The organism is Lentzea albida, from assembly GCF_900111005.1.
GTDB classification, from domain to species: Bacteria; Actinomycetota; Actinomycetes; order Mycobacteriales; family Pseudonocardiaceae; genus Lentzea; species Lentzea albida.
Genome location: NZ_FOFV01000012.1, coordinates 176,497 through 191,956 on the forward strand (window position 1 = coordinate 176,497; position 15,460 = coordinate 191,956).

Genomic DNA, 15,460 nt, shown 5'->3' on the forward strand with positions numbered 1-15,460 from the left:
CGGTTCGTAATGGCGATCGACCAGGGCACGACGTCGACGCGCTGCATCGTGTTCGACCAGAACGCCCGCCTCGTCGCGGTCGCGCAGCGCGAGCACCGGCAGTACCACCCGCGTCCCGGCTGGGTGGAGCAGGACGCCGTGGAGATCTGGCGCAACGTCGACCGGATCGTGCCGCAGGCGTTGCGGCAGGCGGGGATCAGCGCCGAGCAGGTCGTCGCGATGGGCATCACGAACCAGCGCGAGACGTTCGTGCTGTGGGACCGGCACACGGGTGTCCCGATCGGACGCGCGATCGTCTGGGAGGACATCCGCACCGAGGACCTCGTCGCGGAACTCGGGCGCAAGCCCGGCATCGAGGAGGTCCGCGACCGCTGCGGCCTGCCGCTCGCCACCTACTTCTCGGCGCCGTCGCTGCGGTGGATGCTCGACAACGTGGCCGGGCTGCGCGCGAAGGCCGAACGCGGCGACGTCCTGTTCGGCACCATGGACACCTGGCTGATCTGGAACCTCACCGGCGGCGTCAACGGCGGCCTGCACGTCACCGACGTGACCAACGCGTCGCGGACGATGCTGATGAACCTCTCGACGCGCCAATGGGATCCGATGCTGCTGGAGTTCTTCGGCGTGCCGGCGGTGGTGCTGCCGGAGATCCGCCCGTCGACCGAGATCAGCGGTGTGACGACCCGCGTGGTGCCGGGCATCTCGATCACGGCGGCGCTGGGCGACCAGCACGCGGCGCTGTTCGGGCAGACGTGCTTCGAGAAGGGATCGATCAAGGGCACGTACGGCACCGGCGGGTTCCTGTTGATGAACACCGGCGACGAGCTCGTGCGGTCGAAGCACGGGCTGCTGACCACGATCGGCTACCAGATCGGTGGCGAACCCGCGTACGCGCTGGAGGGGTCGATCGCCGTCGCCGGGTCGCTCGTGCAGTGGTTCCGCGACAACCTCGGGCTGATCCACTCGGCGCCGGAGATCGAGACGCTGGCGCGCACGGTCAAGGACAACGGCGGCTGCTACATCGTGCCGGCGTTCTCCGGGCTGTTCGCGCCGCACTGGCTCGCGCAGGCGCGCGGGCTCGTCGTCGGGCTGACGTCGTACATCAACAAGGGCCACCTGGCGCGGGCCGTGCTGGAGGCGACGGGCTGGCAGACGCGGGAGGTCGTCGACGCGATGAACGCCGACCTCGGCGCGCCGACGCCGGTGCTGAAGGTGGACGGCGGGATGACGGCCGACCACCTGCTGATGCAGTTCATCTCGGACGTGCTCGACATCCCGGTGCAGCGGCCGCTGGTCGCCGAGACCGTGTCGCTGGGCGCCGCCTACGCCGCCGGTCTGGCCGCCGGGTACTGGCCGGACCTGGAGGGGTTGCGGCGCAACTGGCACCTCGCGGCCCGGTGGAACCCGGTGATGGACGCGAAGTACCGCGAGAACGAGTACGCGAACTGGAAGCGGGCCGTGGAACTCACGTTCGCGTGGGCCCGCTCCAGTCCGTCCACTTAGGAGCGCTGCTTGCGCACCCAGGCCGCGACCTCGTCGGCCTCGATCGGGAGCGAGTCGGACAGGACGTCCGCGCCCGTCGACGTCACGACCAGGTCGTCCTCGATGCGCACGCCGATGCCGCGCAGCTCCGGCGGCAGCGTCTCGTCGTTCGGGTGGAAGTACAGGCCGGGCTCGACCGTGAGCGCCATGCCGCGTTCCAGGATGCCCTGCTGGTAGGTCTCCTGGCGGGCGTCGGCGCAGTCGTGCACGTCCAGGCCGAGGAAGTGGCCGGTGCCGCAGACGATGTAGCGGCGGTGGTGCTGGCCGGACGGGTCGAGCGCCTTGTCGACGCTGACCGGCAGCAGGCCCCAGTCGTGCAGGCCCTCGGCGAGCACGCGCATGGCGGTGTGGTGGAAGGCGCTGTAGTCGTTGCCGGGCCGCACTTCCGCGAGCGCGGCGACGTGCGACCTGAGCACGAGGTCGTACACCTGGCGCTGCGGCTCGCTGAACTCACCGCTCACCGGGAACGTGCGGGTGACGTCGGCGGTGTAGAGCGAGTTCATCTCGACACCGGCGTCGAGCAGCAGCAGGTCGGCGTCGTTCACGCGGCCGTCGCAGCGCGTCCAGTGCAGCACCGGGGCGTGCGGGCCGGCGGCGACGATCGAGGTGTAGCCGGGGCCCTTGCCCTCGGTGCGGGCGCGGCGGTCGAACGTGCCCTGCAACCAGCGCTCTCCCCCGCCGCGCACGGCCTGGCCGAGCTCCATGGCGACGTCGGCGAAGCCCTTGACCGACGCGTCGACGGCCTGGCGGAGCTGGTCGACCTCCCAGTCGTCCTTGATGCGGCGCAGCTCGGCCAGCACGGTCCGCAGCTCGTCGCTGTGCGAGCCCGTCAGCGCGTCCAGCACCGGGTCGACGCCCTTGGCGACGAGCGTCTCCGGGTGGCGGCCGCGCAGGGCGTTCGCCAGGTCCTCGAGCGGGCGAGCCGTGATGCCGAGCGCCTCGCCCCACTCCTTCGGGCCGGCGGCGGCGCCGATCCAGAACGGGCTGCGGTCGGCGTCACCGAAGAAGTCGACGCTGTGGGCCTCGGACGGCACCGGCACGAACAGCGTCGCGTCGGCGTCGGTCAGCACCAGCACGGCGCCCTCGACCTGGCAGCCGGTCAGCCACACGAAGTCGCTGTCGGCGCGGAACTCGTGGAACGTGTCGTTCGACCGGACGTGCGCCCGCCCGGCGGCCAGCGCGATCCGCTTGCCCGGCAGCGCCGCCGTGAGCCGGGCGCGGTGGGCCGCGGCCGCTTCCGCGGTGCCCGGGGGCAGGTCGACGGAGCTATACCACTCGCCCCAGTTGTCGCGGATGTACGTGCGGAAACCGTCCGCGTCCACCAGTTTCGCCATGTCGCGGCGTGTCCGAGCCAATTCGGGTCCTTCCAGGGTTGTCCTCGCCTTATCAGCCTTCCCGTGCCGGGAGGGGTCCCGCCAATCCCAGTTGGCCATAGCTTCGAGCTATGGAACGCGGTCGATGTATCCACCGGTCGGCGGCACGCCCCTACGTACTGGAGGAGGCATCCGCCATGAACCGAATCCACGTCTGCCTGGTGACCGCCGCCGTGCTCGCCGCCTGCGGCCGACCGGCCCCGCCCAGCTCGGCGCCGCCCGCCGCGCCGCCGCCCTCGGTGCCGTCTGTCGAGGTCACGACCACGACGACGACCACCACGACCACCGTCGCGCCACCACCTGTCATCACGACGACGCCACCGCCGAAGCCACCGCCCCGGGTCACCACCACGACGAAGCCGCCACCCCCACCCCCGAAGCCCCCGGACCGGTTGGTGCTCACGGACAACCTGCGCAAGTCGATCGAGTCCCAGACCGGGCTTCCGTTCTCGCAGTCCTGGCAGCAGACCACGGGTCGGTTCGCGGAGTTCTGTCCCGATGAGAAGCCGTGCGTCGGACACACACGGGTCGTCGAGGCGTCGCCCGAGGCCAGTGGGGACTGCACCGTCGTCAGCATCAAGGTGCCCGATCCCCTGTTCGTGGGTGACAAGATCGTGTTCGGGGTCAACAACGACATCAACTGCGCCGGGGCGTGAGCCGTGCGCGCCGCTCCCGCCAGGCCGAAGGACGAGGCGCCATCCAGGGCGTTGAAGGTGTTCGGTTCCCTGCTGGCACCGACGACCGTGCTGACCGCCCTGCTGTTCTACTTCGGCGTCCGGCACGCGACGTTCTTCTGCGAGTGGTTCGGCGTGCACTACTCGGTGCTCGGCCTGTCCGCGCCCGACTACCTGATCCGCAGCGCGGACGGCATGTTCGTGCCGCTGACGGTCCTGTCGGCCGCCGGGCTCGCGGCGTTGTGGGGCTACCGCCTCCTGCACTCGGTGCTGGCCCCGAAGATGTGGCGCGTCCTGGCCAGGCGCGCCGTCCCGGTGCTGGTGGCGTTCGGTCTCGTGTTCCTGCTGCTCGGGCTGAGCGGGCTCGCCGTGCCGCTGCTGCTCTACGAGGTGCCCGGCCTGCCCGGCGTGTGCGTGGCGCTCGGGGTGATCTCGTTCCCGCTGGCGGAGCGCCTGCACGCGACGGTGGCCGGCAGGCACGCCACCGGGGTCGTGCCGGTGGTCCAGTGGACGTTCACGTTCGTGCTCGCGAGCATCGGCCTGTTCTGGGCGGTCAACGACTACTCGGCGGCGGTCGGCGAGGCCAGGGGCTACGAGTACCAGACGAAGCTCGGCACGATGCCGCGGACGGTCGTGTTCAGCACCAAGGACATCGCGTTCCACGGGCCGGGCGTCACGATGACCGCGTGCACGGCCGCGGACTCGTCGTACAGGTTCCGCTACGACGGTCTGGTGCTGGTCGTGCAGTCGGGCGGGCAGAGCCTGCTGCTGCCGAGGGAGTGGAACCGCCGTGACGGCGCCGCCCTGGTGCTGCCCCGGTCGAACGACGTGCGCCTGGAGTTCTCGCGCGCCGAAGCCGAGCGCGACGGTTCGTGCTGATCCCGTATAGCCTCGGGCTATGGAACTGGAGATCCGGCACCTGCGGGCCATCTGCGCCATCGGCGACGCGGGCAGCCTCTCCCGCGCGGCGACGCAGCTCGGGATCTCCCAGCCGTCCCTCACCACGCTCCTGCAACGGGTCGAGCGCATGGTCGGCGGCACTCTCTTCGACCGGGGCCGCTCCGGCGCGGCCCCCACCCCGCTGGGCGCGCAGATGCTGCAGCGGGCCAGGCTGCTGCTGGTCGAACTGGAGGCGTTCGGCTCGGACACGGCGGGCCGCGGCGGAACCGTCCGGTTCGGTTCGGTGCACATGGAGTGCGTGGCGTCGCTGTACTCCCGCCTCGAGGAGGCGCTGGACGACGTCACGCTGGTGGTCGACCCGTCGTCGACGGGCCTTTCGCTGGCGCTGGCGAACGGCCACCTCGACGCGGCGGTGATCGCCGTGGACGAGGAGGGCGACCTGGGCCTGCCGCGCGGGGTGGCGCAACGCGTCGTCGTGCCGTGGGTGCCGGTCTACATCGCCATCCCCGCCGGCCACCCCCTGGCGTCACGGCGGGAGGTGGACCTCGCCGACCTCGCCGGGGAGGCCTGGGTCGGCCCGCCGGGCGCCGAGGACGGGTCGCTGACGGCGTTGCGCGCGGCCTGCCGGGCAGTCGGGTTCGTGCCGCGGATCCGGTTCGAGGTGCCCAGCGGCGCCGGGCGCCAGCTGATCGCCGCGGGCAAGGCGGTGCAGCTGGTCGAACCGACGTCGCAAGGTGGTCCGGGAGTGGCGGTGCGCCCGCTGGCCGGTGCCCCGATGCGGATGAGGCTGGTCTTCGCGTGGCGGCGGGAGCGGCTGACCTGGAGCCAGGCCAGCCGCGTGTTCGCCGAGGTGCTGGGCGCCTACTCGGACCAGGCGCTGACCAGTCCGGTGATGCGCGAGTGGTGGCAGTCGGTCCAACCGTCGCTGAGGGCCCAGCTGTCGAATTAGCGCACGGCCGCGAGCCAGCCGTACCAGTCGGCGTCGTAGCGGCTGCCGATCACCCGCGTGAGGTGGTCGCGCGCACCGGCCCAGTCGCCTGCCCGGTAGTCCGCCAGCACCGCGGCGATGTCCTCCGGGTGCTTCTCCAGCAGGTACCGGACCGCCAGATAACCCCAGTTGTAGACCCGCTTGGTGTCGTGGTCGTAGGTGGTGTCGAACAACGTGCTGAGCGCGTACGTCCGCTTCTTGGCCTCGGCCAGCGCGTCGGCGTAGACCTCACCGCGGTAGCTGTAGGACAGGTGCTCGGCGAAGCCCTCGATCCACCACACCGTCGGCGTGGTCATGTTCTCCTCGAAGTCGCCGTGCATGTCGAACCGGCCGTCGAGGTAGTGGGTGTACTCGTGGTTGAGGTTCCAGATCGCGAACGTGGGCAGCCAGTCGGCCTCGTGCGCGATGAACCGCGCTTGGTTGAGCGCCGGGTCGCCTTCGAGGTACATGCCACCGTTGTTGGTGGAGATGTCGAACAGCACCCCGGCGTACGTGCGGTAGTCGTTGCTGGTGTTGAAGACGACGACTTCCAGCGAGGTGTTGTTGTCCCCCGCCACCGGCCCCGGATCCCGCACCACGCGGTGGAAGGCGGCGTCCTGCCCCGCGAGCGACGCGCAGGTCTGGCGGAGCTGCGCCGCCGTGAGCTGCTGGGCGCGGATCCTCAGCGTGGCACTGCAGGTGTGCCGCACGGTGAGCACGCGACGGTCGATCTTCGCGCGGAAGTCGCACGTGTTGTAGCGACGGCAGTTCGCCTTGTCGTACCAGTCGACCATCTCCGCGACGCCGACCCACAACGGCGCGAGGCGGCCGACGACGTCACCCCGTGACGCCAGGTCCACCAGCAGCGGACGGACGCGTGGCGCGATGTCCTTGTGCTGCAGGAACCTGCCGAGTTCGCGGGTCGCGTTCTGGACCAGGTACTGCCGGTCGGTGCCGAAGAAGTCCAGGTGGCTCAGGACGAACCGGCGCAGGGCCCGCAGCACCTCCGGCTCGGCGCGCACCGCGGCGAGGAACTCCGGCTGCGTGTGGCCGTAGTAGAGCAGAAGCATGCTGGCGTGCACGGCCTCGTCGTCGGCGCTGGTGTAGGTGTCCAGCGTGCGGGTCAACGCACGCAGTTCGGCCGGGTAGTCGGTGACGGCGGCGGTCTGGATCGCCGCGTCGGTCGTGGGGTGGTGGATGGTCCTGGCGACTGCGGGTGGGAGCAGAGGGCTGTTCGGGGATGCGTTGGCGCTGGGGACCGCGGTGTCAGCGGGGGCCGGAGCGGCGGCGGGAGCAGTGGCGTCGGCAGGGGCCGCGTGCGCGTCGGCGTTCACCGGGACCAGCAGCCCGGCCGACATCGCCACCACCAGGGCGAGTGTTCTCATGGGGTTCCTCCGCAGGGTTCGAGGTGCCCCAGAGCGTCACACCGCCCGGCGTGCCGCGATCATCCCTTCCGCTCATAGCCCGCGCCTATGGCCGTTCACTCCGGCTTGGTCGGCTCCGCGTACAGCAGGTGCCGCACCCGCGCCGGCCCCTTGGCGAGTCCGCGGGCCACGTCCTGGTTCTGCTGGTCCACGACGGTGCCGCGCTCGACGTGCTGGCGCAGGTGTTCGTGCCACGTCGCGACGGTGAAGGTCTCGAGGAACGTCTCGACCTCCTCGGTGTCGCGGAACAGGCCCCACATCGTGGCGCCGGTGCGCCGCCGTGCCCTGCCGACCCGTTGCATGGCCTCGATGAACGCCTCCTCGTTCTCCGGGGCGACGGACCACTCCACCGTGACCAGGACGGGGCCCGCCTCGGTGTCGGTGATCTCCGGTGGTTCCTCCCAGTACGTGGCGGGGCTGACGTCGAGGGGGCGGTCGTTGAGCGGCAGCCAGCGCGTGGCCGCCAGTGCCAGCACGGCCATGGCCGCCGCGGGCACGATCATGGCCACCTGCAGGCCGTAGGCGTCCGCGATGGCGCCCCACACGACGGCGCCGAGGGCCTGGCCGCCCATGAGGATCAGCTGGTAGTAGGCCAGGGCGCGCGCTCGGGTCCAGGCCGGCAGGAGGACCTGGGCGGTGGCGTTGAACGTCGAGAGGGTGGCGATCCAGCAGGCGCCCGTCAGCAGCATCGCCACGATCACGAGCGGGAAGCTCCTGGTCAGCACCGCGGTGCTGGTGGCGGCGGCGTAGACGAACGTCGCGAGCAGCACCATGCTGTTCTTGCTCATGCGCTGCAACAGCTTCGGCACCACGAACGCGCCGCCGATCGCGCCCGCGCCGACGCTGCCGAGCAGCACGCCGTAGCCGCTGGCGTCGAGTTCCAGCGGGCCGCGGGCGATCGCCGGGAGCAGGGCCCACAGGCCGCTGCCGAACACGATGAACAGCGTGAGCCGCGTGAGCACCCGGCGGAACAGCGGTGAGCTGCCCACGTACCGGGCGCCCGTGCGCATGGCGGTCGTGATGTGCTCCGTCCCGAGTGGACGGTGGTCGGACGGCCTCTTCCACCGCGCCAGCACGATCAGCACGCCGAAGAAGCTCACCGTGTTGAACGCGAACGTCGCCTCCGAGCCGGCCAGCGCGATGAGCAGGCCGCCGAGCGCGGGGCCGATGGCGCGGCCGACGTTCATGTTGACGCCGTTGAGGAGAGCGGCCTGCGGGATCTCCTCGCGCGACACGAGTTCCGGCTGGATGGCCTGGAACGACGGCATCGACAGCGCCTGCCCGACCGCCATGAGCGCGAGCAGGCCGAGCAGGCTCGCCGGGGTCGCCCTGTCCGTACCCGCGAGCAGCATCAGCCCGCCCGCGCCCGCGAGCATCAGCGCCTGGCCGGCGATCAGCACCTGCCGCCGGTCGAGGATGTCGCCCAGCGCCCCGGAGGGCACGACCAGCAGGAACACGGGCAGCGTCGTGGCGGTCTGGACGAGGGCGACCTGGAGGGCACTGCCGCCGAGGTCACCCATGAGCCACTGGGCGCCGACGGTCTGCGCCCACGTGCCGATGTTGGAGGCGAACTGGGCGAGCCACAACGCACGGAACGCGCTGCGACGCAGGGGCGCCCACGGGGAGACAGTCACCCGTCGATCCTCACACCTGCGGGTGCGCGCTGCCGAGCACGGGCCGCCGTGCCCGGCGACTGCGACCGCGGGAGACCGGACGACCCCGCCCCAGCCCCATTCGGACGTATCGGACAGCGTCAGCACTCACCCACTGTGTGATTTACATCACAGCGAGTCAGTCCGGAGGCCCCTCCGACGCGGGCGAACGAGCCTCTCCCGACCGTCCACACGACCCGATGAGAGCGCTCCCAAATCCCGCGCGAACAAGCCCCTCCCAGGTCGCCGCCCGCCAAAGCGGGCCGATTGCGGGCATCGACCCACATTGTGAACATTCCGTCTCAACCGGGTGGGCATTCGCACGATCAGGAACGGATTGCGCATTTCTGCCCGATACTGCGCCCAAAGCAGGCAGAGCAGAAAGGTTCCGAGCACTCGTGATCACGCCCGAGTACTTGCTGTCGACCCGCGAGTTCGAGGTGCTGTGGCAGACGCTGCGGCTCGGCAGAATGCCGTACCCGCTCGACGTGCCCAGCGAAGGAGCGACCGAGCGAGACGTCAAGGAGCTGCAGGACAGGACCATCGCCGGACTGCGGCAACGCGGCATCGCGGACGACCCCCGGCTCGAGGACCTGATGCGGCTGCTCGGCGACCACGAGGTGTCCGTGGACGCCGTCGCCGGGCTCGGCCGGACCGTCCGGGCACTGGCCGCCGCCAGCGGCGGGGAGGCCGTGCTGGCCGTCATCGACGGTGACGGCGTCGGCCTCTCCGAGATCAGGCCCACCGCGCTCGCCCGCGAGATCGTCGGCGTGCTGCCGGACGGCGTGGCCGGGCCCGGCAGCGCGCTGTCCGTCCGCCTGGAGACGCTGCAGCAGGCCGTCGCACTGCAGGAGGCGGAGCAGGAAGAGGAGTCCGAGGACCCCTGGGGTGCGGCCGACGAGGAGCTCGACGACCGGGAGGCGCTGCTGAAGGCCGGACTGTCCGCTCAGGACGCGAGGCAGATGGACGAGCTCGCGCAGAACCGCGTGGCGGGAGGCCAGTTCGGCGTCACGCACGGCCGGCACCGCGCCGACGTGGTCATCAACTGGTTCGACACCCACCAGGGCCGCTACCTGATGGTCCGCTCGGACGGCTGGCTCAGCCTGTCCCCCAGCGACAACGACCGCATCGCGACGCGGATCGACGCGGTGCTGGCCTGATCGTGAACATCATGCGTCGTGGCGCACAACAATGATCCAAAACGGACATCGCGGGCGTACTCTGAGGGGTGCGCCCGCGTTTCTGCGCCCACCGATCGTTTCAGCCGATCCGGTGAAAGCCGAACCAGCCGGTGACGACCTCAAGACAGCCCTAAATCCCGGTTAAATAGCCACTGTGATTTAGGTCACATCCAGGCGTGGTCAAGGGCCGATCCAGGGATGTGAACAGAGATCGGAAGCCCGTACGGGCAGCAACCCGAGAGCGCTCCCACAACCAGGGCAAACGATCACGTCGTTACACGACGTTCACCTGGTAGTGGCCCGTTTTGGTACGCGGCAACGCATTGTGAAGGCGGGTCTCAATTGGCAACTCGTTCGCGTCAAAGTCAGCGATGCACCAAAACACACCCGATACTGCCCGCATGTACATCGTCGGTGACAAAGACGCTGTCCCGCTGAGCGAGACCGTCCGCTCGGGTCAGGTCCAGATCGACCCGACCGCGGGCGAGGACCTGCGCAAGCAGCTGCAGGCCCAGATCGATCAGGTGGACACGTGGATCCAGCGTGCGAACACCAGCATCGCCCGGCCGGCTCCGCTGGGTGCGAACCCGGTGGGCGACAAGATGCGCGACAAGTTCACCCATCGGGCCGAGGGTGAGCAGTACTCGTTCGTCAGCGTGATGACCGCCTACCGCACGGTTCTCGAGCAGACGAAGAACTCCATCGTCGAAGCGATCGGGAACTTCCAGGCGCTCGACGAGGACCAGCAGGCCGAACTGAAGAAGCACATGGGTAACAGCTGATCTTGTGGCCAGCTGATCCAACGACGTGAGAGGCGAGCCGGTCATGCCCCCCGAGACCGACCCGAGCGAGGTCGAGAACGTCCCGGTCCTCACGGACCCGCAGAACTGGGCGTCCCGATCGCACCAAGAGCTCTATGCCGCGGTGCACAACAACAACGACCCCGGTCAAGCCGGCCAGATCAGCTCCGACTGGGGCAAGTACGGCAACGAGCTGACCGAGGCGTCGAGGACCATCAACTCGGTCATCACCTCGTCGGAGTCCAAGTGGACCGGCGACGCTGCCGAGGCCGCCCGTGCCGCGATGAAGAAGCTCGGGGACTGGGTCGACGAGACCGCCCGCACGGCCGTCGAGGTCGGCAACAAGGTCGCCGACCAGGGCCGGGTCATGGAGACCGCCCGCGCGCAGATGCCGCAGCCGGTCCAGTTCGACTGGGCCAAGGCCACGGCCGCGCTCTCCCAGCCCGGCACGCCCGCCTTCGTGCTGGCCTCCGCGGACATCGCGCTCGCCAACGCCGCCTCGCGCGCGGCGCACGAACAGGCGGTCACCGTGATGACCGACATGGAGAACAACTCCCGGCAGATCGACTCGTCGACGCCGGCGTTCAAGCCCCCGTTCAACCCGAACACCGGCAAGGTCGAAGAGCCGGTCCTGGCGCTGCCGCAGTCCGACGTGGCCGCGTTCACCGGCGGTGTGGACGGCCTCATGACCACCCAGGCCGCGAGCGCGGGCACGGCGACGGCCCCCGTCGGCTCCCCGACCGGTTCCGGCGCGGGTGCCGGTGCGGGTGGCGCGAACCAGCCCGCCGCGGCGGCCTACAACCCGAGCGCGCCCGGCTACAACCCGGCCGCGAGCTCCGGTGGCGGTGCCGGCGGTGGCGCGGGCAGCAGCTACACCCCGCAGATGGGCGGCAACAACTTCGGCAACACGAGCACGAACACCGCCGCGGCGTACACGCCGACCGCTCCGGGGTACACGCCCCAGAACACCTCCGGCAGCACGTACACCAGCGGCAGCGGTGGCGGCAGCCCCGCGGCCTACACGCCCACGGCCCCCGGCTACACGCCGCAGATGGGCGGCAGCAGGAACACCTCCGGCCAGAACAACCAGAACGTCCCCAAGGTTCCGGTGGTGGGCAAGGACGTCGCGAACCCGAACTACAACCCGCAGAACCCCGGCTACACCCCGCAGGGTGTCAAGGGCGGTGCCGCTCCCTACTCGCCCACGGCTCCCGGCTACACGGGTCCCGGTGGCGCGGGCGGCGGTGCCGGTGGCGGCGCTGGTGGCGGCGGCGGTGCCGGTGGCGGCATGAAGGGCCCGATGCCCTACTCCCCGCAGATGGGCGCGGGTGGCGGTGGTGGCGGCTTCGGCGGTGGCGCGGGTGGCGCCGGCACGGCCGGTGCCATGCAGCCCGGTGGCGCGGCCGGTGTCCAGGGCCAGGGCGGCCGTCCGGGCATGCCGATGGGCATGGGTCCCGGTGGCGCCGCGGCCGCGGGTGCGGGCATGGGTGGCGCGCCGATGGGTGGCGCTCCCGCCGGTGGCCGCGGCGAGGAGGACAAGGAGCACCGTTCCGCCAGCTACATCATGGGCGGCGACCTGTTCGAGGTCCCCGGTGAGAACCTGCCCCCGTCGGTGATCGGTGCCGCGAAGGTGAAGAAGCAGAAGGGGGCCGAGTCGCAGTGATCACGCCCGAGTTCCTGCTCTCGCCGCTCGAGTTCGACGTGCTGTGGCACGACCTGCGGCTCGGCAGGGTGCCGTACCCGCTGGACGTGCCGAGCGAGGGCGCGACCGAGCAGGAACGCCGCGTGCTGGTCACGAGGACGCTGGACGAGCTGCGCTCGCGCGGGCTCGTGGACAACCACCGCCTCGAGGACTTCCTGCGGCTGCTCGACGACCACAAGGTGTCCGTGGACGCCGTCGCCGGTCTCGACCGCACCGTGCGCGCGCTCGCCGTCTCCAACGGCGAGCGCGCCGCGCTGGCGATCATCGACGGCGACCGGGTCGGGCTGCTGGAGATCCGGGAGACCGGCATCGCCCGCGAGATCGTCAAGGTCCTGCCCGACGCCGTGCCGGGACCGGGCACGGCGGTGAACGTGCGGGTCCAGTCCCTGCAGGACGCGGTCGCCCTCCAGGAGGCCGAGGACGCGAAGGACGCCGACGACCTGTTCGGTGACGGCGGCCTGGACGACCAGGAGGCGTTGCAGCAGGCCGGCCTGTCCGCCCAGGACGCGAAGCAGTTCGAGGAGCTCGCGTCCAACCGCGTCGCGGGCGGCCAGTTCGGCGTCACCCAGGGCCGGCAGCGGTCCGGTGTCGTCATCAACTGGTTCGACACCCACCAGGGCCGTTACCTGATGGTCAACTCGGACGGCTGGATGAGCCTCTCGCCCACCGACAACGACCGCATCGCCACCCGAATCAACGCTGTGCTCGCGTGATCTGACGCACCACAGCCCGACCGCAATTGAACCGCCGCCGCCGGAGGACCGTGTGACTGCCGCGAACCCGTATCAGTGGGTCGAAGAGTACGAGGCCAAGCTGGCCGACCTGAAGCAGAAGTCGGAGGACCTCACGGAGAACTTCGCGGCGGCCTCCGCCACCGTGACGTCGAAGGACGGCTCGGTCACGGTGACGGTCGGTCCCAACGGCGGCCTGCAGAACCTGCAGCTGGGACACCGCGCGGTCGAGCTGGGCGGTCCCCGGCTCACCGCGCTGATCCTGGAGACCGCGCGCGCCGCCCAGAAGCAGGCGGCGACGCAGGTCCTCGAGCTCTTCAAGCCTCTCGGCGAGGGCACCGAGGCCTACCAGATGGTGTCGGACTCGATCCCGGACGACGAGGTCGACGAGGACACCGAAGACGACTACGACGAGGTCGACGACGAGCCGGAACCTGCTCCGGCTCCGCCGCCCGCGAGCCGTCCCGCGGCGGCGCCCCAGCCGGCGCCCGTCCGCGGCAGGCCCCGCGCGGCCGACGACGATGACGACGACAACCAGCCCTGGTAAGGAACAGCGATGACCGCGCCGGAAACTCCAATCTCGTCTCCTCCCGGGATGCACATCACCGAGGAGAACAAGCTCAAGGGCTCGCTGTTCATCGAGGCCTACGGCAGCCTGATCGACGGCATCAGCAAGGACGCGGAGTCCGAGACCGAGAAGGCCCTGGACATCACGTTCAACGCCATCGGCGCGGCCTCGGCCACGGTGATGCTCGCGATCGACCCGCTCGGCAGCATCATCGGCGCCGGTGTCGGCTGGCTGATCGAGCACGTGTCGTTCCTGCGCGACGCCCTGAACCAGGTGATGGGCAACCCGGAGGAGATCCAGGCCAACGTCGAGGCCAACAAGGCCCGCGCGGCCGAGCTCCGCGTGCTCGCCGAGGACCACAAGAGCGGCCTCGCGACGTTCGACGGCTGGACGGGTGCGTCCTCCGAGCGCTTCAAGGCCTCGATGGACAACATGACCCACGAGCTCGAGGACCTCGCGAACGCGGTCGAGACCAAGGCCAAGATCGTCGCGATCATGGGCATGCTCGTCACGGTCCTGCGTGACATCGTCCGCGACCTGATCGCCCAGCTGATCGGTTCGCTGATCGGTGGCGCGCTGATCGCCGCCGCCATGATGATCCCGACCTTCGGCGCGTCGATCCCGATCTTCTGCGGCTTCGCCGTCGGCAAGGCCGTCGCCCTGGGCGTGAACATCGCGTCCCGCGTCGCCCGCGTCGTCGCGGCCCTCGGCCGTCAGATGAAGCGCATCGGCGACCTCGACGAGATCACCAAGAAGGTCAGCAAGGGCTGGGAGCGGTTCGAGAACTCCGCCGACGTCGCCGAGATCACCTACGAGGGTTACAAGGCGCAGGACGGCGTCAACGACAAGATCGACGAGGCCATGGCGAACCGCGGCGGCGCCGGTGGTGGCGGCAACACGCCTCCCGGTGCGACCGACGGCAAGACCGCGGCGGACACGACCGCCACCGCGACCGCGGCGACCCTCCCGAACGCCCGCGTCGGCATGGTCCAGCAGGACGCCGTGGCGGCGACCCTCCCGAACGCGACGCTGAGGGCGATGGACGCGGGCGAGCCCATGCAGGCCACGGCCACGCTGAGGGCCAGGGACGCGGGCACGCCGATGCAGCCCACGCACGCGCTCAAGGCCATGGACGCGGCCGAGCCGATGCAGGCGACCAAGCGCCTCGCGTCCGAGCCCCTCCAGCCGATGCAGGCAGCCCGGCTCGTGGACGCCGAGCCGCTGCAGCCGATGCAGGCAGCGCAGCGCATCGCGGCGGAACCGCTGCAGCCGATGCAGGCAGCGCAGCGCATCGCGGCGGAACCGCTGCAGCCGATGCAGGCCGCCCGGCTCGTGGACGCCGAGCCGCTGCAGCCGATGCAGGCCGTCAGCCGGTCGATCCCCGCGGAGCCGCTGCAGCCGGTCCAGGCCTTCCAGCGGGCCGAGGCCGTGCAGGCGCCCATGGCGTTCCAGCGGGCGGAGGCCGTGGAGGCCCCGATGGCGTTCCAGCGCGCCGAGGCCGTCCAGGCGCCCATGGCGTTCTCCCGCGTGGACGCTTCGGACTCCACGATGGTCTCGGGCGTCAGCATGACCTCGGGTGGTGGCGGGATGCACGAGCCCGTGCAGCCGATGCAGGCGCGCGAGATGTACATCAGCCCGGAGGCCCCGTCGGAGCCGTTGCAGGCCCAGTCGGGTTACGAGCCCCTCGCGCGCACGCAGATGTCGCACGCCTACGACGCTCTCGAGCCGTCGCAGCCGCGTGAGGTGTATGCGCGCGTCGACGCGGAGCCCGCCCACTACGAGAGCGTCAACCCGCTCATGTCGGGCGAGCCCCTCCAGTCCTACGAGGCCACCGGCGGTGCCGCCTCGTACGAGCGTTCCGTCCGGCCGACAGAGTAAGACCCAGCCAACAGCCGGGATCCCCCGATCCCGCCTCGTTCTGACGCAGTTCTGGAGAATCGCCACTC

Annotated in this window: 14 protein-coding genes; 10 read left to right on the plus strand and 4 right to left on the minus strand. The window is 70.6% G+C overall.

Annotated elements, in window-relative coordinates; genetic code table 11:
• The first annotated feature begins 9 nt into the window (after positions 1 to 9).
• Positions 10 to 1,503 (plus strand): glycerol kinase GlpK, encoded by a 1,494-nt coding sequence (gene glpK / locus BMY74_RS27935; RefSeq protein WP_089921358.1) that lies wholly within the window; start codon positions 10 to 12, stop codon positions 1,501 to 1,503.
• Here glpK and BMY74_RS27940 read toward each other — a convergent pair.
• Positions 1,500 to 2,876, minus strand: coding sequence for an aminopeptidase P family protein (locus tag BMY74_RS27940; protein ID WP_425434864.1), 1,377 nt, complete (start codon positions 2,874 to 2,876; stop codon positions 1,500 to 1,502). The genes glpK and BMY74_RS27940 overlap by 4 nt on opposite strands.
• Before the next feature lie 151 nt (positions 2,877 to 3,027).
• Positions 3,028 to 3,318 carry a hypothetical protein gene (locus BMY74_RS45245; RefSeq protein ID WP_177229955.1) on the minus strand — a complete coding sequence of 97 codons (291 nt, stop codon included), beginning with the start codon at positions 3,316 to 3,318 and terminating at the stop codon, positions 3,028 to 3,030.
• Between BMY74_RS45245 and BMY74_RS45250 the strand changes: the two genes are divergently transcribed.
• From BMY74_RS45250 to BMY74_RS27960, 3 genes are read left to right on the plus strand one after another with little or no spacing between them, the layout of a single operon-like run.
• Positions 3,311 to 3,571 carry a hypothetical protein gene (locus BMY74_RS45250; RefSeq protein WP_177229956.1) on the plus strand — a complete coding sequence of 87 codons (261 nt, stop codon included), beginning with the start codon at positions 3,311 to 3,313 and terminating at the stop codon, positions 3,569 to 3,571. The two genes, BMY74_RS45245 and BMY74_RS45250, sit on opposite strands and share 8 nt — an antisense overlap.
• A gap of 3 nt (positions 3,572 to 3,574) precedes the next feature.
• Positions 3,575 to 4,468: a hypothetical protein gene (locus BMY74_RS27955; protein ID WP_143091728.1), complete on the plus strand. Its 894-nt coding sequence runs from the start codon at positions 3,575 to 3,577 to the stop codon at positions 4,466 to 4,468.
• Between the two features lie 19 nt (positions 4,469 to 4,487).
• Positions 4,488 to 5,438 (plus strand): LysR family transcriptional regulator, encoded by a 951-nt coding sequence (locus BMY74_RS27960; RefSeq protein WP_089921368.1) that lies wholly within the window; start codon positions 4,488 to 4,490, stop codon positions 5,436 to 5,438.
• Here the strand turns inward: BMY74_RS27960 and BMY74_RS27965 are convergent.
• Positions 5,435 to 6,841 carry a collagenase gene (locus BMY74_RS27965; protein ID WP_089921371.1) on the minus strand — a complete coding sequence of 469 codons (1,407 nt, stop codon included), beginning with the start codon at positions 6,839 to 6,841 and terminating at the stop codon, positions 5,435 to 5,437. The two genes, BMY74_RS27960 and BMY74_RS27965, sit on opposite strands and share 4 nt — an antisense overlap.
• A 95-nt stretch (positions 6,842 to 6,936) precedes the next feature.
• Entirely contained in the window at positions 6,937 to 8,514 is a 1,578-nt protein-coding gene (locus BMY74_RS27970) for an MFS transporter (protein ID WP_089921373.1), read from the minus strand.
• 416 nt (positions 8,515 to 8,930) lie between these two features.
• On the opposite strand from BMY74_RS27970, the gene BMY74_RS27975 reads away from it, so the two are divergent.
• The 6 genes from BMY74_RS27975 to BMY74_RS28000 all read left to right on the plus strand — a co-directional run bounded on the left by BMY74_RS27975 (position 8,931) and on the right by BMY74_RS28000 (position 15,392).
• Positions 8,931 to 9,692, plus strand: a complete 762-nt coding sequence (locus BMY74_RS27975) for an ESX secretion-associated protein EspG (RefSeq protein ID WP_089921375.1) — start codon at positions 8,931 to 8,933, stop codon at positions 9,690 to 9,692.
• A 422-nt stretch (positions 9,693 to 10,114) separates the two neighbouring features.
• Positions 10,115 to 10,495 carry a hypothetical protein gene (locus BMY74_RS27980; RefSeq protein WP_089921377.1) on the plus strand — a complete coding sequence of 127 codons (381 nt, stop codon included), beginning with the start codon at positions 10,115 to 10,117 and terminating at the stop codon, positions 10,493 to 10,495.
• 43 nt (positions 10,496 to 10,538) lie between these two features.
• Positions 10,539 to 12,176 carry a PPE domain-containing protein gene (locus tag BMY74_RS46685; RefSeq protein ID WP_089921379.1) on the plus strand — a complete coding sequence of 546 codons (1,638 nt, stop codon included), beginning with the start codon at positions 10,539 to 10,541 and terminating at the stop codon, positions 12,174 to 12,176.
• Positions 12,173 to 12,928 (plus strand): ESX secretion-associated protein EspG, encoded by a 756-nt coding sequence (locus tag BMY74_RS27990; RefSeq protein ID WP_089921382.1) that lies wholly within the window; start codon positions 12,173 to 12,175, stop codon positions 12,926 to 12,928. Before BMY74_RS46685 ends, BMY74_RS27990 begins: the two co-directional genes overlap by 4 nt.
• 52 nt (positions 12,929 to 12,980) lie before the next feature.
• Positions 12,981 to 13,493 (plus strand): YbaB/EbfC family nucleoid-associated protein, encoded by a 513-nt coding sequence (locus tag BMY74_RS27995; protein ID WP_089921386.1) that lies wholly within the window; start codon positions 12,981 to 12,983, stop codon positions 13,491 to 13,493.
• A 48-nt stretch (positions 13,494 to 13,541) separates the two neighbouring features.
• Complete coding sequence (locus BMY74_RS28000; protein ID WP_089921388.1) at positions 13,542 to 15,392, plus strand: hypothetical protein; 1,851 nt, start codon at positions 13,542 to 13,544, stop codon at positions 15,390 to 15,392.
• The last annotated feature ends 68 nt before the right edge of the window (positions 15,393 to 15,460 follow it).